The following is a 17,443-nucleotide window of genomic DNA, read 5'->3' on the forward strand; positions in this document are numbered from 1 at the left end:
AATGAATACAAAGAGAGTGATCTAATTTTATACAAACCGTCACTCTAAAGCGCTGAAATAACGGGTTTTCTTACTTCAAGGGAACTAGACAAAACAGGAAGTACATTGATGATAGATAATTAAAAATTACTTGAAACTGTATATCGTTGCCGAACGGAATGATTAAGCTAAACAGTTATCTATACATTCAATTCCAAACTCTACCGACTTATGTAGGCGTGATTGAAGAATAAGATATTGATTAGAAACGAAAAAAGACGCCCTAGGACGTCTTTTTTCTATAATGTGGCGGTGAGTGAGAGATTCGAACTCTCGAAGGGTTGCCCCTTACACACTTTCCAGGCGTGCTCCTTCAGCCACTCGGACAACTCACCGAATTTGATTGCGTTAACTGTGTCAGTCAACGAGGCGCTAATTTAATGATTTGTCGGCAATTGGTCAAGTAGAAATCAGGGCTTTTTGCCTAGTTTGCGGTTGTTTGGACAATTATTGTGTAGTTCGATGAAAATTGAGGCATTTAGGGTAATTTAGCAGTGCAGTTGGATTTAAAGGCTTGCTACACTAGGCAAAACCTTTTTTACGGATAGCCATTTTGGATTTAGCACAAATTATTGCTCAACCTGAGCTGGAAGATCGTCTTCTTCCTTATCATCAAACCCTTGGATTTATTACTGCAATGGCGGCTGCACCGAACGTGCTTGATCCAGCAGAATGGATTGCGTACCTGTGGGGTGGTGAAGAGAGCGCTCCGTTCACGGATGGAGAACAATTAGAGTCTTATTTAGAGGCTGTCATCAACGCGTGGAATGCGGCGCGCCCTGCCTTGTTTGAAGGCAGCTGGCAATGGCCTATCGAATGTGACCTAAGTGACTCTGAGATTGTTACCGAAGCCACGAAAGAGTTCTGCGAGGGTCTATTGCAGGGTTGGCAGCTTGCGCAAGACGACTGGCAGACTCTAATGCCTCAAGATAGTCAAGACAACGCACTTCTGGGCGGTGTTCTTCTGTCTATCAGCATGCTTTATGATCCTGAGACCTCATTGGCGACGCTTTCTGAGGAAGGCGTGAATGGTCTTGATCAGTTCGTTGAGATCTTTAATGCTATGCCTGCAATGCTGTGCGGATTGACTCAGCGCGGTGCTAGTTTGGCGGAAGCGCAGTAAAGATTAGCGGCAAGCTATTAGCTGTCAGAAATAAAAAAGCTCGGCATTTGCCGAGCTTTTTTGTAGGTGCCACATTGTGGTTAGGCGTTGCCTTTGACCTTGATGTTTAACTGCTCTGCGAAATCTAGCATACGATTTAACGGAATAAGAGATTTCACACGCACGGCTTCGTCTACGAATATCTCGTGCTCTGCACCACCCTCTTTTAGTGCTGATTCAACCGCTTTAAGACCATTCATTGCCATCCAAGGACAATGGGCACAGCTGCGGCATGTTGCGCCTGCACCTGCTGTTGGTGCTTCGATAAGCTCTTTCTCTGGCACCAGCTGTTGCATCTTAAAGAAGATACCTTTGTCTGTGGCCACAATCAGCTGCTTGTTAGGTAGCTCTTTTGCGGCTTTGATCAGCTGGCTAGTTGAACCAACGGCATCGGCTAACTCTACAACGCTTGCTGGAGACTCTGGGTGCACCAAAATAGCAGCCTCTGAATAGACTGCCTTCATGTCTCTTAGTGCTTTTGCTGAGAACTCATCGTGGACAACACATTCACCATTCCACAGCAGCATCTCTGCGCCGGTTTGGTTGGCAATGTAAGAACCAAGGTGACGGTCTGGGCCCCAAATAATTGGCGTGCCTTCAGCGTCTAGGTGCTCAACGATCTCTAATGCAATACTTGATGTTACCACCCAGTCAGCGCGCGCTTTAACCGCCGCAGAAGTGTTAGCGTACACAACTACTGTATGATCAGGGTGCTCATCACAGAACTTAGAGAATGCGTCTTCTGGGCAACCTAAGTCTAGAGAACATTCTGCTTCTAGTGTTGGCATTAAGATGGTCTTTTCTGGGGTCAGGATCTTCGCTGACTCACCCATAAAGCGCACGCCTGCAATGATCAATGTTTTTGCTGAATGACGGTTACCAAACTTGGCCATCTCTAGAGAATCGCCGACAAAGCCGCCGGTTTCTTCTGCCAGGGCTTGGATCTCAGGATCGGTGTAGTAATGGGCAATCAATACCGCATCTTTCTGTCGAAGAAGGGTCTTAATGCTCTCCTTGTACGCCTGCTTCTGATCTTCGTTCAGAGGTACTGGCTTAGGAGGAAATGGATAAATTGTTGGTGCTGTTTCTAATATTTGGCTCATTGCAATGCTCGGGCAACTTCCTTTAACTTCGGGCATTGTACACTGCTTTGAGTGTGCTTGCCAAAAGCAAAAAAGCTCAGCAAATAAATGCTGAGCTTAAAGATTATTAATTGAGGTTATTTCAAGTTAGACAGTTTCTTCTTAGCCGAATTAGCCGAGGAGGTATTCGGGTATTCATCAACCGCTTGCTGATAGTATTTTTTCGCTGCACTAGTGCTGTTATTTCTGGTAGCAATATCCCCTAACTTAACCAATGCATCGGCACGTTTGTTAGAGTCTTTATAGGCAACGACAGCAGCAAATGCTTTCGCTGAATCTACGTCTTTCTTCTTCGAAAAGTAGAGTTGTCCTAACCAGTAGTTCGCGTTAGGCGAATACACTGATTCAGGGAAATCTTTCTTAAACTGCTCCAATGCAACGGTCGCTGCGTCATAGTCTTTATTCTTCAAGATCAGGTCAACGGCGCTTTGATACGCTTTTTGTTCGTCTTGGTTTGAAGAGTATTTACCGGCTGGGGCTGACTCGGCAGATTGTGCTGGGGCTTGTTTGGTTTTGGCAAGTTCAGAACGAACTTTGTCTAACTCTATAAACAACTCTCGCTGTCTATCGATAAGCTGGCGCATTTCGTGGTTGTTACGTTCTAATTCACCACGCAACTCACTCATATCAAGTGACATCTCGTCTACTTGCTGCTGTAAGTTGGCTTGTACTCGGTTGCTGTTTCGTAGCAGACGCTCCAAACGCTCTGTCTCGGTTTCTTTAGCGCTAGATGACGACTTAGATGTCGACGCACTGCTAGAGTTGAGATCAGAAACGGGAGCCGGTGCGGCGAATGAAACACTCGCCGCACTTGCTAGTAACGTAAGCGCAACTGCTCGCTTGTAGTTACTGATCATGTTTACTTCCTAAGATTAGTAAACTAGAACCGCACGACGGTTTTTCGCGTACGCTTCTTCAGATTGACCAAGCTCTAGAGGCTTCTCTTCACCGTAGCTTACGATAGAAAGTTGGTCTGCTTGAACGCCTGATGCTTGAAGGTAATTAGAAACTGCGTTAGCACGACGCTCGCCTAGTGCGATGTTGTACTCAGGAGTACCGCGCTCATCAGCGTGACCTTCGATAGTTACTTTAACGTCTGGGTTTTCGCTTAGGAAAAGAGCGTGTGCAGATAGCATCTCTTCGTACTCAGAGCTGATAGTAGAGTTATCGTATGGGAAGTAAAGTGTAGTGTTTTCGCGTAGTGCTTTCTCAGCCATTTCACGCTCTTCAGCTAGCTTCTCTTCTTCAGTCATTGGAGAAACAACAGTTGTGTCTGTAGTTTCAGTTGCGTTCGCTTGAGCTTCTTGGTTAGTAGTTTGTGCATCAGAAGCGTCAGTTGCTTCATCAGTAGAACTACAAGCTGTAACAGCTAGAACAGGTAGTGCGATTAGCAGCCCTTTAAAAACCTTGTTAAGTTGCATGTTAAGTTTTCCTTATTGTATAAAAAGTAACGTCGTTACAAAAACGGTGACCAGGCGGGTGCTCTTACACGCCCATTGGTTGCTGGTAGTCTGGCTTTAAACCGTCCATCAATTGAAACCATCGATAGCACATTGTTTTTATTATACATTGAGCTGTATATCACCATTCCTCCATTTGGAGCTATGCTCGGAGACTCGTCGAGTAGTGTTTTTGTTAACACTTGAACGGCTCCGGTCTCCAAATCCTGTTTTGCCAAATTGAAACCTGAAGAAGACTGATTCACCATAATCATGAAACGTCCATCAGGAGTAATCTGGCCTCCCAAATTTTGGCTACCCTGCCAAGTCAATCTCTTCGATGCCCCGTTATCTAAATTTACTTGATAAATCTGAGGCTTACCACCTCTATCAGAGGTGAATATAAGAGATTGACCATCTGGATGCCAAAATGGTTCTGTATTATTTGATCTACCACGAGTTATCTGCTTCAACTTACGTGATTTCAAGTCCATGGTGTAAACCTGAAGTGCACCGGTCTTTGACAATACCAGTGCGATTGACTTCCCATCAGGAGAGAATCGAGGTGCACCATTGTGACGAGGGAACGAGGTAAGTTTCTCGCGCTTGCCCGTGTAGATGTTCATTAAGAAAATTTCAGCTTGGCCATTTTGGAAGCTTACATAAGCAAGCTCTCTTCCGTCTGGTGACCATGCTGGAGACATTAGTGGTTGCTTAGAACGCAATACTAGGCGCTCGTTGTAGCCGTCATAGTCAGCAATACGCAATTGGTACGGGTAGTTGTCTTTATCGTTAACCACAACATAAGCAATACGCGTCAGGAATGCACCGCGATCGCCAGTTAACTGCTCGTACACTAGGTCAGAGATACGGTGAGCGTATTCGCGTAAGCGAGGGCCAGGAACAGTCGCTTGTTTGTTGAACAGGATATGGTCTTTAGACAGTACCAAGGTACCGTCTTGTAGCGATTTAGCCTGACCATCTGTTAATGCGCCGCGCACTACATCAATAAGCTTGTACTGTACCTTGTACTTGCCATCACCCGCGTCAGTAATAGTACCGGTTAACAGCGCATCGACACCCATTGATGTCCATGCCGAATAATTTACATCCTTATCTTCATAAGGCGTCTGTGGCATTTGATTGGTCGCAACAGGGCTGAACTTGCCACTGCGCTGCAGATCCGAGGCAATAACCGCAGACACATCGTGTGGCAGTTTACCCGGGCCGTCCCATTTAAATGGCACAATACCAATTGGACGTGCAGAGTTGACGCCCTCTGTAATAACTAACTCAAGTGAGGCATGGGCAACAGATAGCCCCATACTGCACATCATCAATAGACTTACAAATAATCGTTTAATCACCAGGTTTTCCTTCTTAAGGTGCAACGGTTAAGTTAATGCTCTTCAATTTATCTATAGCAGCCTTGTCGCTTGGCAGTGGGAAACTCCCTACTTTTGAAACTGCTACTTGTGCTGCGCGACAAAGTCCTGAATCTCCAGACAGAGTTCTTAGGTCGCTTACAATGAAGTTAGAGCCTGTGTTGAGCAATCGCAAATTCACTCGACACTCTTTTCCTCTAAAGGAGTCATCTAGCAATAATTCTCGTTGAATCATTTGCTTATAGATCTCACCCATTCGGGTGACTTCATCGGTTATGGCTCTACTGCGAGCGGTTGAATTCGTTTGCTGTTCCGCCTCAAGACCAGAGAATATATCGCTCAGTGCCGCTTCTTGTTCTTTACGTTCACGCTCAAGTTGCGCCAGGCGAGCTTGTTCTTTCTTGGCTTTCTCAGCGGCTTCTTTAGCGGCTTTCTCTTGAGCCAGCTTTTCTTGTTCCGCTTTGCGTGCTTTTTCAGTAGCTTCTTTGGCTGCCTTCTCTTTAGCTACCCTGTCCGCCTCTGCCTTCGCCGCTTTCTTGCTCGCTTCTTCAGCGGCTTTCAGCTTAGCTAAACGCTCTGCTTCTGCCTTTTTGGTGGCTTGTTCTTTTTTCTTACGCTCAGCTTCGGCAACCTTAGTGCGCTGCTCTTCTTCCTTGCGTTGTTTCTCTTTTAACTGACGCTGCTTTTCAGCTTCACGTGTTTTTTTCTCTGATTCTGCTTTCTCTTGGGCTAGACGACGAATGCGCTCTTCTTCAGCCTTTCGATTCTTCTCAAGTTGCTTGCTTTGCTCTTTCAGTTTGCGAATACGCTCTTGCTCAGCCTTTGAGGCAGCCTCACGCTGTTGGCGAATCTGCTGAGCCTGCTTTTGAATAGCATTGGGGTCAATAACCACCGCCTCCACCATATTGGGTGTAGGTTCTGGCTTCGACATATTGAAGTTAGTTCCCCAGATCAAAGCTATCACCAGAAGCAAGTGTACTGCTGCTGAAATGATGAGCGATCTGGTGAACTTTTTATCTTGTTTCATCGTTTACTGGAATCTATCCCTTGATGTCTGTCAGCAAGCCAACCTTGGCTATACCTGCTTGTCCCAATTCATCGAGAACCAGAACTACTTCAGCGTATGGCGTTGAAGCGTCACCCCCCACCGCTACGGGTGCGTCAGGTGAAATGGCGCGCTCTGCTTTGACTCGAACAATCACCTCGTCAAGGCTCATGCCACGTTGTACTTCTTCGTCATTGACACTAAGGCCTAATTCACCGTCAGCTGTGATCTCAATAATGATAAAGCTAGCTTCGCTGTCTCCAGCAAGTTCTGATGCAGGTGTTGCGCTGTGCGTTTTAGGCAGCTCAACATCCACGCCCTGTGTGACAAACGGCGAGGTCACCATAAAGATAATCAGCAACACCAGCATGACATCAATGTAGGGAACTACGTTGATTTCTGCGGTGAGTTTGCGTTTTTTAGGTTGATAACCCGCCATTGATTAGTTCCTTTCGCTCATCGCTTGACGGTGTAAGATAGCGTGAAACTCTTCAGAGAAGGTGGCGTATGAGTGCTCAAGCTTACCAACGCGGTTGCTAAGGCGGTTGTAGAACATCACCGCTGGAATCGCAGCAAATAGGCCCATAGCCGTTGCAATCAAGGCCTCTGCAATACCAGGGGCTACCATAGCTAGCGTAGCTTGCTTTACCTGACCTAGTGCGATAAACGCATGCATGATGCCCCATACCGTACCAAACAGGCCAATGTATGGGCTGATAGAACCTACCGTTGCCAAAAATGGCAGGTTGGTTTCTAGATTGTCGACTTCTCTTGCCACTGATACACGCATCGCTCTTCCAGTACCTTCCATAATGAAGTCTGGTGAGCCAGCGTTAGTGCGGCGAAGACGAGCAAACTCGGTAAAGCCTGAGTAAAAGATTTCTTCTATACCTGATAAGCGGTCTTTACGCGCTTTCACTTCTTGGTATAGCTTGCCAAGATCTTTGCCTGACCAAAATTTATCTTCGAAACGATCTGTATGAGCATAAGCCTCGGAGATAACCTTACTGCGACTGATAATCATTGCCCATGAGGCTACCGACATGCCAACCAAAGTGAGCATCACCAGCTGAACTAATAGGCTTGCTTCTAGGATAAGATCAATAAAATTGATTTCTGCGGACACTTTACGATAACTCCGTGATCATGAAACTGGGTATGGCCTGAGGCCTCATATTGGCGGTATTAATACATGCTACCTTAACCATAGCTTTGCACAATACTCTGCCTTCTAGATTGACTATCTCCTGACAAAAATCGAGAGATACGCGCTTTAATTGAGCAGTATGTGTTTGGACCGTCAATTCTTGGTCGAGTTTCGCACCTTGCAAAAAATCGATATCCATATGTCGGACCACAAAACCTAAATTCTCTTGCAACAACACTTCTTGCGATACGCCAATGCTTCTTAGCATTTCAGTTCGTGCGCGCTCGAAGTACTTCAAATAATTGGAGTGATAAACAATACCACCCGCATCCGTATCTTCGTAGTAGATTCGTATCGGCCAAGTGAACGGCGCTTTATCGATAGACGACATGCCCTAGGTCCCTGATTTCTTTGCCTGTAATATACACAATGTAACTTTTTATTTTTTAGGCAACACGTTTTTTTTGATGGATGCACGGCTTTCGTGAGCTAAGTGGCCAAAATTTGACTAATGTCGCAATATTTCGAAACATTCTTGGGGGGTAAGATTGGTGATCGGCTGGGCTGCGTGCGAGCTAAGGTCCTAACTTTTGTCAGGATGACGTTTGTTTACTTCAACATCCGAAATCGAAAATCTATATAAAAAGGCCAGAGCTGAATATCAACTCTGGCCTTTTTGGATATCAGTTAAGCTTAGTCTTGCTTATCTTTATCCATCATTTCTGTGTGCTCTAGCCACAGAGCATTGATGATGCCGAAAGCACAAGCTAGCAACACACCCAAAATCCAAGCGAAATACCACATATCTTGTCCCTTCTTAATAAAGTGAATTCTTGTTTTCTTCGATGAACTTGTCATCTAGACGACCAAACATCTTGTAGTAGGTCCAACTGGTGTAAGCTAGGATTACTGGAACCATAACAAAGGCTACTGCCGTCATAAGATTAAGAGTCAGTTCACTAGAGGTTGAATCCCACATCGTTAAGCTGTGTGCCGGGTTAAGGCTTGATGGCATAACGAACGGGAACATCGCAAGACCTGCAGTAAAGATTACGCCAGCATTGCCCAAGCTTGAGAACAAGAATGCAAAACCACCCTTCTCAGCGCGTGACGCAAGTAGTGCAAGCAATGGCATCGCCACGCCTAGTGCGGGCGCTAACCAAAACGCAGGGTACTCAGCAAAGTTCTTCATCCAAGCACCTGCTTCTACTACGACATCTTTCGCAAGAGGATTCGATGCGCCATTGTGATCCATTTGACTTGTAATCACATAGCCGTCCATGCCTTGAACCCAGAAACCACCAAGAACAAACAGCACTGCTGTAGCAATACCCGCAATTTGAGCGAGATTACGAGCACGGGCATGAATGTCCGATGTGGTTTTCATCTGCAGCCAGGTTGCGCCTTGTAGCAGTATCATCGACAGACTTACTAGACCACATAGCAGTGCAAATGGATTCAGTAGCCCGAAGAAGCTGCCGTGGTAGCTAGACATCATGAACTCGTTCAGCTGGAACGGTACACCCTGTAACAGGTTACCGAAGGCGACACCGAAGATAACCGGTGGCACAAAGCCACTGATAGAGATACAGATATCCCAAGTCTTACGCCATTTTGGCTCTTCTATTTTAGAACGGTAATCCAAACCAATTGGACGAAGCCACAATGCAGCTAGGGTTACGATCATCGCGAAATAAAAACCAGAGAATGACGTTGCGTACACTAGAGGCCATGCAGCAAATAGAGCACCACCTGCTGTAATTAACCAAACTTGGTTGCCATCCCAGTGGGGAGCAATAGAGTTAATCATTACACGACGTTCTGTGTCAGTTTTACCAAGGATAGGTACAACCGCACATACGCCCATATCAAAGCCGTCAGTGACCGCAAACCCGACGAATAACACGCCGATCAGCACCCACCATATAAATCTTAAAACTTCGTAATCAAACATAATGACACTCCCTTATTATGCTTCAACTTGACGACCGATCTTCGCTTTCGCTTCATCGTCGTTGTCTTGTTCAAAATGGTAGCGACCTGTTTTCAGGCTACTCGGTCCCTTACGCGCAAACTTCACCATTAGATAAACTTCTGCAATCAAGAACACAGTGTAAAGTGCCAGAATAGCGGCTAGTGATGCCCATAGCTGACCAAGGGTCAGTGCCGATGCAGCGACGTGTACTGGCAGGATCTCACCCACCGCCCATGGCTGACGACCAAACTCGGCTACAAACCAACCTGCTTCAATCGCAATCCACGGAAGTGGCATGCTGAACAATGCAGCTTTAAGTAACCAAGGTTTTTGTTCAATCTTCTGACGACAGGTCTGGTAGAACGCCATACCAAAGACAAATAGCATGATGAAACCACACGCAACCATGATGCGGAAAGACCAGAATAGAGGCCAAACCGTAGGGATTGAATCATCAGCTGCCGCTTGGATTTGTGTCTCTGTAGCGTCTACTACGTTGTCGGTGTAACGCTTAAGCAGCAAGCCATAACCAAGGTCGTCTTTCACCTCATCAAAGGCTGCCACATTGGCGTCAGACTTGTCGCCTGCGCGCAGCTTTTCAAGAAGGTCATAAGCGTACATACCGTTACGGATACGATCGACGTGCTCTTCACGAAGGTCGCGAAGGCCTGTCACTTGCTTATCAACTGAACGTGTTGCGATGATGCCCATGACATAAGGGATCTTAATCGCGTAGTCAGTTTCCATTGTCTCTTGATTTGGAATACCAAATGCAGTGAAGGCTGCTGGTGCTGGCTCGGTATGCCATTCAGCTTCAATAGCCGCAAGCTTTACTTTCTGTACGTCACCAAGCTCATAGCCTGACTCATCGCCAAGAACGATTACAGATAGAATCGCTGCCATACCGAAAGAAGCGGCAATAGCAAATGAACGGCGAGCAAAAGCAACATCTCGTCCCTTCAGTAGGTAGTAGGAACTGATACCAAGAACGAACATTGCGCCAGTGGTATAACCTGATGCTACGGTGTGAACGAATTTCACCTGAGCAACTGGGTTAAACACCACTTCAGAGAAGCTGACCATCTCCATTCGCATGGTTTCAAAGTTGAACTCAGCGCCCACAGGGTGTTGCATCCAGCCGTTTGCGATAAGGATCCACAGTGCAGAGAAGTTTGAGCCCAATGCAACTAGCCAAGTTACCGCCAAGTGTTGACGCTTAGACAGTCTGTCCCAACCAAAGAAGAATAAACCAACAAACGTGGATTCTAAGAAGAAGGCTACCAAGGCTTCAATGGCAAGAGGAGCACCAAAGATATCGCCTACATAGTGAGAATAGTAAGACCAGTTTGTTCCGAACTGGAACTCCATGGTAAGGCCTGTAGCTACACCTAGAGCAAAGTTAATACCGAATAACTTACCCCAGAACTTGGTCATATCTTTATAAATCTGCTTGCCTGTCATCACGTAAACGGATTCCATAATCGCAAGCAAGAAAGCAAGACCTAAAGTTAATGGTACAAACAGGAAGTGGTACATTGCTGTCAACGCGAATTGTAATCGCGACAGATCAACGACATCTATCATAAGAACTCCTTGGGTGTCTTCCTAGACACTGGTTCAACCTAAAGCGCAAAGTTAAAAATTAACAGGAGCTGTTAAATAACTGTATCAAACATTAATTCCCTGAAAACTAACAGTTAAACAGTTGTTAAGCATCCTCTAATATATCTGTGGGCTATATTATCGGTTTAGTTTGTTGGTTTCAAAGGCTTTATTTCAGAAAGTTTCCTTGATTTGAATCAAGAATAATGAATTGAGATGGGTTATTTATTAGGCGGAAAGAGGTTGATATGTGACCAAGGTTAATAATTTGGAAGGGTTATTGTCTGACAAATAAAAGGGGCATTACACCCCTGTAACTATTCATCAATCTTTTATATCAAATCCAAAATGTAAGTAGGCACGGTCTGTAACAATTCGACCTCGAGGGGTTCTTTGCAGATAGCCCTGCTGAATTAAATACGGCTCTAGTACATCTTCAATGGTATCTTTTTCTTCACCGATGGCAGCGGCCATATTATCGAGGCCAACCGGGCCACCGTTAAATTTCTCAATAATAGCCAGCAATAATTTGCGGTCCATGTAATCAAAACCAAGGCTATCAACATCTAACATGTCCAAGGCTTTGTCTGCGATACCCGAATCGATATGTCCATCACCCTTCACTTCGGCATAATCGCGCACACGCCTTAGTAAACGGTTAGCAATACGCGGAGTACCTCGAGCACGTCTTGCGACTTCAAGAGCGCCCTCCTCTTCCATCGACAAATTCAAGCAATCTGCACTGCGCTGAACAATGTGTTGCAGATCTTCAATCTTGTAATATTCAAGACGCTGAGTAATGCCGAATCGATCGCGCAGTGGCGAGGTTAAAGAACCCGCTCGTGTGGTGGCGCCAATCAATGTGAAGGGTGGTAGGTCAATCTTGATAGAACGAGCAGCAGGCCCCTCGCCTATCATGATGTCTAATTGATAATCTTCCATCGCAGGATAAAGGACCTCTTCAACCATAGGGCTCAAGCGGTGTATTTCATCAATAAACAACACATCGTTTTCTTCTAAGTTGGTTAGAAGCGCCGCCAAGTCACCAGCTTTTTCTAGCACAGGACCTGAAGTGGTGCGGATGTTAACACCCATCTCATTGGCAACAATGTTAGCAAGTGTGGTTTTACCCAAACCAGGAGGCCCGAAGATAAGCAGGTGATCCAAAGCTTCATTGCGCATTTGAGCCGCTTTGATGAAAATCTCCATCTGACCACGCACGTGGTCTTGGCCTCGATAATCTTCAAGCTTTTTAGGACGAATCGCGCGATCAATCGCTTCTTCGTCTCTAAAGGTAGGGTTTTCAGGTGCAATGAGTCGGTCAGCTTCAATCATCTATTATACCATCGCTCGTAGAGCTTCTTTGATCAGGGATTCGCTGGTCATATCAGGCTTGGCAATCTGCGAGATAGCTTTTGAAGCCAATTGCGGTTTGTAACCCAATGCCAGTAATGCACTCACCGCTTCGTCAATGGCACTTTCGTCGCTAGACAGACCTTTATCCATTGGCGCTGCGTCAGTGGCAGGCGTAAAGAGATCACCTGCACCCCAGCCTTTAAGTCGGTCTTTCATCTCGACTACCAAACGCTCGGCGGTTTTCTTACCCACGCCTGGCAGTTTAACCAGAGTAGAGATATCTTCGTTCTCAACACAGCTAACAAACTGACCCGCCGTCATGCCCGACAAAATACCCAAGCCCAGTTTAGGACCCACGCCATTAGCTTTAATCACTTCACGGAATAGAGCTCGCTCATTCACACTGTTGAAACCATACAAAAGCTGCGCGTCTTCTCGCACCACGAAGTGAGTATAAATAATCGCTTCTTGGCCAATTTCTGGCAGCTCATAAAAACAGCTCATCGGCATCTGAACTTCATAGCCAATCCCACCCACTTCAATTAAAAGTTCTGGGGGCTGTTTTTCGATAAGGGTTCCACGTAAGCGTCCAATCACTGTCTATTTCCAATCGCTGTTTACAATGTTATTGATGATAATAAATAACTGGACGGATAGCCAGTACTCCGAGTAAATAGCGGGGACTGAGCTGGCAGCTTTAAGCTGTCAGCTGACAGATAACAGCCGTGAAAACATCATTCTTGCGGTGATTATCGGGGAACCCTATAAGCTTTAGGTCCCCGATAGAAGCACTCGGGGACGACGGGGGTTGGCTTGAAAGCTAATAGCTGCAAAAATGTCATTCCCGCATGCTGTTAGCGGGAATCTGGGAACGTACTCATTTATAGATTGCCGATTGGAGACTTCGGCAATGACGGGCTTGGGCTTCGAGCCTCAATCTGTCAGCTGACCGATATTAGCTAAAAACTGTAAAACATCATTCCCGCATGCTGTTAGCGGGAATCTTAGAACGCACTCTCTGAAGATTGCCGATAAGGGACCTCGGCAATGACTGGGGGTTGGATCGAAGCCTCAAGCTGCCAGCCGTCAGCTAATAGATAACAGCTGTAAAATCGTCATATATGGACCCACCCAGTTTGCAAGTCATTTTACATTCTTGGTTATTGAGTCATTGTCGTTCATATATTCGGCCTGTTTACTGAGCTCTATCGTGCTCATGGCCTTGATGTAATCTGCACCCAATGCTCTTTATCATTCCCACGGCTTCTGATGAGCCAATGACGGTGTCAGAGTTTCACTGGGGCGGGATGACCGCTAACCATCGATGTAAAATGTATCGCAACTGACGATGAGTGTTGTTTAACTGGTTAATTCCCTACTGTTTAGAGCGTTAGCATTATCAAGTTATGCTTCTTTAAGTTGGTACGGTTTGTTGTGTGTAATCACAGCCCAGACAATGCGTGCCAACTTATTCGCTAACGCTACACAGGCTTTGTTAAAGCTTTTCTCATGCTTCAGCTTAGTTGCCCAGACGCTCACCTTGTCTTCTTTCCTATCTGCATATTGGAGTACACTCCTCGCTCCGTGTATCAGAAGCGCTCTGAGTACGACGTTACCTTTCTTGGTGATGCCATACAGTTGAGATTTCCCTCCAGTTGAGAACTGTCTCGGAACCAGACCACACCAAGCAGAGAAGTGTCGACCACTCTTAAACTGTGTCCCTTTCCCAATGGCTGCATACAACGCTAGCGCGGTGATAGGTCCGATACCCACGACACTTTGCGCTATCTGACAGACATAATTTTCTTTAGCAAAAGCCTTTAGCTTGCTCTCGACCTGTTCAATACGGTCGTTTAAGGACAAGAACTCCTGGTACAGTTCATTGAACAAATCTCTAGCGACCCAGGTCAGTTCGTTACCTGGGTCTTCTAAGAACTCTGGAACGGACCTACGCAAGGCTGAGATACCTCGATTCATACAGAGCCCATACTCAAGCAGTAATCCTCGTATCTGGTTCATTAGTTGAGTGCGTTGCTTAATCAAGCGTTGCCTAATACGCAGGTACATTTGAGCGTCTTGTTGGTCAATGGTTTTTATCGGTACAAACGTCATATTGTCACGTTGTGCGGCTTCCGCTATCGCTTCTGCGTCGTTGTAGTCATTCTTATTTTTACGACGATATGAAGTGACATGTTGCGGAGGGACGAGTTTAACCTCATGCCCAAGCTTGATGAGCTCCCGAGCCAAGTGATTAGAGGCACCACAGGCTTCAATGGCAATTGTTTGAGGAGCTAACTTAGCAAAGTATGAGAGTGTAGCCGCGCGCTTAAGCTGCTTCTTATATGTGATTTTTCCGCGTGATGTGACGAACACTGCATGAAAAACATTCTTGGCAATATCTAATCCGACCGTTACATTTGTCATGTGGACCTACCCTTATTTAGATGCTTGTTTGTTCAACTTCATCTTGGCGCATTGTGACGCCGTGTAAAGGGTGGGTCCATTTCATTATTCCCGCGTGCTGTTAGCGGGAATCTGGGAGCGCACTCTTTGAAGATTGCCGATAAGAGACCTCGGCAATGACGGGAGTTGGACTGATAGCTTCAAGCTGCCAACTGTCAGCTAACAGCTATTAACTAACGGCTCAAAAGTTAGCGATATCGGCCGCGTCTTGCAGAGGTTGCCTTGCCTGCTAGGGCCACCAGCGTTTTGTTGGTGTTGGCGTGGCATATTGCGACACCTAGTGCATCGGCGGCATCGGCCTGCGGTTTTGCGGGCAGCTTCAGCATTTGTTGAACCATATGTTGTACTTGGGCTTTGTCTGCACCACCAGTACCTACTACCGCTTGTTTGATAAGCCTCGCCGCATACTCATGAACCTCTAGGTCAGCATTTACCGCAGCGACAATGGCACTGCCCCTCGCCTGCCCTAGCTTTAACGCAGAGTCGGCATTTTTCGACATGAAGACTTGCTCGATAGCAAATACATCAGGCTGAAACTGAGTGATGATTTCGCTCACGCCTGCATAAATTTGCTTTAGCCTACCCGGCAGTTCCTTCTCTGACATGCGGATACAGCCACTACCTAGGTAATACAAGTGCCTACCGTTTTGACGAATAACCCCATACCCGGTAATTCTAGAGCCAGGATCTATTCCTAAAATAATCGTCATTGATGTTTTCTATCCCTCAAACAAAAACTCCCGCGATATAAGCGGGAGTTTAGACTAGTTAAACGCGAGTGTTATTCGCCTTCTTTCTTCGCAATTTTCACTGCAATAGAAAGCTCTTCTAGTGCGGCTGGGTTTGCAAGGCTAGGTGCGTTTGTTAGTAGACAAGATGCATTGGTCGTTTTAGGGAATGCAATCACGTCACGGATGTTCTCTGTACCACATAGCAACATCACTAGGCGGTCAAGACCGAATGCTAAGCCTGCGTGTGGAGGCGTGCCGTACTTAAGGGCTTCTAGTAAGAAACCAAACTTAAGTTGCTGTTCTTCTGCATCAATGCCTAGGATGTCAAACACTGCTGCTTGCATCTCTGCGTTGTGAATACGTACGGAACCGCCGCCCACTTCGTAGCCGTTGATAACCATGTCGTATGCATTAGAGTTTGCAGCCGCAGGGTTCGCTTTTAGCTCTTCTGCTGTTACGCCAAGAGGAGAAGTGAATGGGTGGTGCATCGCGTGCAGGTTGCCTTCACCGTCTTCTTCAAACATTGGGAAATCAACAACCCAAAGTGGTTTCCATGCTGCTAGGTCTGTTAGTTCTAGATCAGTACCTACTTTAAGACGCAGTGCGCCCATCGCTTCTGAAACAACGTTCGCTTTATCAGCACCAAATAGGATGATATCGCCAGATTCTGCGCCAGTGCGCTCAAGAATACCGTTGATCACTTCCTCATTTAGGAATTTAGCTACTGGAGATTGGATACCTTCCATGCCAGCTGCACGGTCGTTCACCTTCATCCAAGCCAAACCTTTCGCACCGTAGATACCAACGAACTCAGCGTAGCCATCGATTTGCTTACGAGTCAGCTTAGCGCCACCTGGTACACGAAGTACTGCTACACGACCTTTCTCGTCGTTTGCAGGGCCAGCGAATACTTTGAATTCAACATCTTTAAGAATGTCAGCAACATCAACAAGCTCAAGAGGGTTACGTAGATCTGGCTTATCAGAACCAAAGCGACGAATAGCTTCTGCAAATGGCATTACAGGGAACTCACCAAGGTCAACGTTCAGTAGTTCTTGCCACATGTCGTGAACCATTTTCTCTGTGGTTGCACGCACTTGGTCTGCTGACATGAATGAGGTCTCAATATCAATCTGAGTAAATTCAGGTTGACGGTCCGCACGCAAGTCTTCATCACGGAAACACTTCACAATTTGGTAGTAACGATCAAAGCCAGACATCATCAACAGCTGTTTGAACAACTGAGGAGATTGTGGAAGCGCGTAGAAGTTGCCTTTGTGAACACGGCTTGGCACCAAGTAATCACGTGCGCCTTCTGGCGTTGCTTTAGTCAGAACAGGGGTTTCGATATCTAGGAAATCGTTGTCATCTAGGAAACGACGCACAAAGCTTGACGCTTTAGCACGCAGCTTAATACGGTCACTCATTTCAGGGCGGCGTAGGTCGATGTAACGATACTTAAGACGCTGCTCTTCAGAGTTGTTTTGGTTGAAATCCAGTGGCAACACATCTGAACGGTTGATGATTTCTAGGCCTTTAGCGATGATTTCAACTTCACCAGTCGCCATGTCTTTGTTTACTTGGCTGTCAGGACGAACGCGAACTTCACCCGTTAGCTTAATGCAGAATTCGTTACGTAATTGGCTTGCTACAGCAGTAGCTTCTGCCATATCTGGGTCAACAACTACTTGAACGATACCTTCACGATCTCGCATATCGATAAAAATAAGGCCGCCTAGATCACGACGACGGTTTACCCAACCGCAAAGTTCTACAGTTTGTCCTGCTAGGGACTTGTTCAGTTGACCACAATAATGGCTACGCATATTGAATTTCCCGACTCTTTTCTAATAACTAATAAGGTTCTATCGAGACAATAAGATCTCGACGCAATTAACCGATATTTATACTCGGAAATAGCCTTAAAATCGACAGGCAAAGCAACTTTTTCTGCATG

Annotated in this window: 17 protein-coding genes and 1 tRNA gene; 1 reads left to right on the forward strand and 17 read right to left on the reverse strand. The window is 46.1% G+C overall.

Going from position 1 to position 17,443, the window contains the following annotated elements:
* Positions 1–286: 286 nt before the first annotated feature.
* Positions 287–374, reverse strand: a tRNA-Ser gene (locus tag D5I41_RS16715).
* A 218-nt stretch (positions 375–592) separates the two neighbouring features.
* Between D5I41_RS16715 and D5I41_RS16720 the strand changes: the two genes are divergently transcribed.
* The gene (locus D5I41_RS16720; protein ID WP_119010781.1) at positions 593–1,162 is read left to right on the forward strand and encodes a UPF0149 family protein; all 570 of its coding nucleotides are present in this window, start codon (positions 593–595) and stop codon (positions 1,160–1,162) included.
* Positions 1,163–1,242: 80 nt separating this feature from the next.
* On the opposite strand, the gene nadA is transcribed toward D5I41_RS16720, so the two are convergent.
* The 16 genes from nadA to aspS form a co-directional block, all read right to left on the reverse strand.
* Positions 1,243–2,304: a quinolinate synthase NadA gene (gene nadA / locus D5I41_RS16725; protein WP_119010782.1), complete on the reverse strand. Its 1,062-nt coding sequence runs from the start codon at positions 2,302–2,304 to the stop codon at positions 1,243–1,245.
* Positions 2,305–2,420: 116 nt separating this feature from the next.
* The gene (ybgF, locus tag D5I41_RS16730; protein ID WP_119010783.1) at positions 2,421–3,200 is read right to left on the reverse strand and encodes a tol-pal system protein YbgF; all 780 of its coding nucleotides are present in this window, start codon (positions 3,198–3,200) and stop codon (positions 2,421–2,423) included.
* A 15-nt stretch (positions 3,201–3,215) separates the two neighbouring features.
* Positions 3,216–3,764: a peptidoglycan-associated lipoprotein Pal gene (pal, locus tag D5I41_RS16735; protein ID WP_017027635.1), complete on the reverse strand. Its 549-nt coding sequence runs from the start codon at positions 3,762–3,764 to the stop codon at positions 3,216–3,218.
* A 35-nt stretch (positions 3,765–3,799) separates the two neighbouring features.
* The gene (tolB, locus tag D5I41_RS16740; RefSeq protein WP_119010784.1) at positions 3,800–5,149 is read right to left on the reverse strand and encodes a Tol-Pal system beta propeller repeat protein TolB; all 1,350 of its coding nucleotides are present in this window, start codon (positions 5,147–5,149) and stop codon (positions 3,800–3,802) included.
* A 13-nt stretch (positions 5,150–5,162) separates the two neighbouring features.
* Entirely contained in the window at positions 5,163–6,194 is a 1,032-nt protein-coding gene (gene tolA, locus D5I41_RS16745) for a cell envelope integrity protein TolA (protein ID WP_119010785.1), read from the reverse strand.
* Between the two features lie 13 nt (positions 6,195–6,207).
* The gene (locus D5I41_RS16750; protein WP_017243395.1) at positions 6,208–6,651 is read right to left on the reverse strand and encodes an ExbD/TolR family protein; all 444 of its coding nucleotides are present in this window, start codon (positions 6,649–6,651) and stop codon (positions 6,208–6,210) included.
* 3 nt (positions 6,652–6,654) lie between these two features.
* Positions 6,655–7,338: a protein TolQ gene (tolQ, locus tag D5I41_RS16755; RefSeq protein WP_119010786.1), complete on the reverse strand. Its 684-nt coding sequence runs from the start codon at positions 7,336–7,338 to the stop codon at positions 6,655–6,657.
* Between the two features lies 1 nt (position 7,339).
* Entirely contained in the window at positions 7,340–7,750 is a 411-nt protein-coding gene (ybgC, locus tag D5I41_RS16760) for a tol-pal system-associated acyl-CoA thioesterase (protein ID WP_119010787.1), read from the reverse strand.
* Between the two features lie 302 nt (positions 7,751–8,052).
* Positions 8,053–8,163: a cytochrome bd-I oxidase subunit CydX gene (gene cydX / locus D5I41_RS16765; RefSeq protein ID WP_017032438.1), complete on the reverse strand. Its 111-nt coding sequence runs from the start codon at positions 8,161–8,163 to the stop codon at positions 8,053–8,055.
* A 13-nt stretch (positions 8,164–8,176) separates the two neighbouring features.
* Positions 8,177–9,313: a cytochrome d ubiquinol oxidase subunit II gene (gene cydB, locus D5I41_RS16770; RefSeq protein WP_119010788.1), complete on the reverse strand. Its 1,137-nt coding sequence runs from the start codon at positions 9,311–9,313 to the stop codon at positions 8,177–8,179.
* Positions 9,314–9,328: 15 nt separating this feature from the next.
* Positions 9,329–10,918: a cytochrome ubiquinol oxidase subunit I gene (gene cydA / locus D5I41_RS16775; protein WP_119010789.1), complete on the reverse strand. Its 1,590-nt coding sequence runs from the start codon at positions 10,916–10,918 to the stop codon at positions 9,329–9,331.
* 342 nt (positions 10,919–11,260) lie between these two features.
* Positions 11,261–12,271 (reverse strand): Holliday junction branch migration DNA helicase RuvB, encoded by a 1,011-nt coding sequence (gene ruvB / locus D5I41_RS16780; protein ID WP_119010790.1) that lies wholly within the window; start codon positions 12,269–12,271, stop codon positions 11,261–11,263.
* Positions 12,272–12,274: 3 nt separating this feature from the next.
* Positions 12,275–12,889 carry a Holliday junction branch migration protein RuvA gene (gene ruvA / locus D5I41_RS16785; protein ID WP_017027645.1) on the reverse strand — a complete coding sequence of 205 codons (615 nt, stop codon included), beginning with the start codon at positions 12,887–12,889 and terminating at the stop codon, positions 12,275–12,277.
* An 807-nt stretch (positions 12,890–13,696) separates the two neighbouring features.
* Positions 13,697–14,716: an IS110 family RNA-guided transposase gene (locus tag D5I41_RS16790; protein WP_119008151.1), complete on the reverse strand. Its 1,020-nt coding sequence runs from the start codon at positions 14,714–14,716 to the stop codon at positions 13,697–13,699.
* A gap of 227 nt (positions 14,717–14,943) precedes the next feature.
* Positions 14,944–15,465, reverse strand: a complete 522-nt coding sequence (ruvC, locus tag D5I41_RS16795; protein ID WP_119010791.1) for a crossover junction endodeoxyribonuclease RuvC — start codon at positions 15,463–15,465, stop codon at positions 14,944–14,946.
* Positions 15,466–15,536: 71 nt separating this feature from the next.
* A complete protein-coding gene (gene aspS / locus D5I41_RS16800; RefSeq protein WP_119010792.1) occupies positions 15,537–17,312 on the reverse strand; it encodes an aspartate--tRNA ligase in 1,776 nt (591 codons plus the stop codon).
* Between the last annotated feature and the right edge of the window lie 131 nt (positions 17,313–17,443).

Origin of the sequence: Vibrio superstes (assembly GCF_003569005.1) — a bacterium.
Lineage (GTDB): Bacteria > Pseudomonadota > Gammaproteobacteria > Enterobacterales > Vibrionaceae > Vibrio > Vibrio superstes.

Coding starts and splice junctions, on each gene's coding strand:
- aspS (WP_119010792.1), bottom strand. CDS start 17,312: ATGCGTAGCCATTATTGTGGTCAACTGAACAAGTCCCTAGCAGGACAA.
- ybgC (WP_119010787.1), bottom strand. CDS start 7,750: ATGTCGTCTATCGATAAAGCGCCGTTCACTTGGCCGATACGAATCTAC.
- D5I41_RS16790 (WP_119008151.1), bottom strand. CDS start 14,716: ATGACAAATGTAACGGTCGGATTAGATATTGCCAAGAATGTTTTTCAT.
- ybgF (WP_119010783.1), bottom strand. CDS start 3,200: ATGATCAGTAACTACAAGCGAGCAGTTGCGCTTACGTTACTAGCAAGT.
- ruvB (WP_119010790.1), bottom strand. CDS start 12,271: ATGATTGAAGCTGACCGACTCATTGCACCTGAAAACCCTACCTTTAGA.
- tolA (WP_119010785.1), bottom strand. CDS start 6,194: ATGAAACAAGATAAAAAGTTCACCAGATCGCTCATCATTTCAGCAGCA.
- pal (WP_017027635.1), bottom strand. CDS start 3,764: ATGCAACTTAACAAGGTTTTTAAAGGGCTGCTAATCGCACTACCTGTT.
- nadA (WP_119010782.1), bottom strand. CDS start 2,304: ATGAGCCAAATATTAGAAACAGCACCAACAATTTATCCATTTCCTCCT.
- cydX (WP_017032438.1), bottom strand. CDS start 8,163: ATGTGGTATTTCGCTTGGATTTTGGGTGTGTTGCTAGCTTGTGCTTTC.
- cydB (WP_119010788.1), bottom strand. CDS start 9,313: ATGTTTGATTACGAAGTTTTAAGATTTATATGGTGGGTGCTGATCGGC.
- ruvC (WP_119010791.1), bottom strand. CDS start 15,465: ATGACGATTATTTTAGGAATAGATCCTGGCTCTAGAATTACCGGGTAT.
- D5I41_RS16750 (WP_017243395.1), bottom strand. CDS start 6,651: ATGGCGGGTTATCAACCTAAAAAACGCAAACTCACCGCAGAAATCAAC.
- cydA (WP_119010789.1), bottom strand. CDS start 10,918: ATGATAGATGTCGTTGATCTGTCGCGATTACAATTCGCGTTGACAGCA.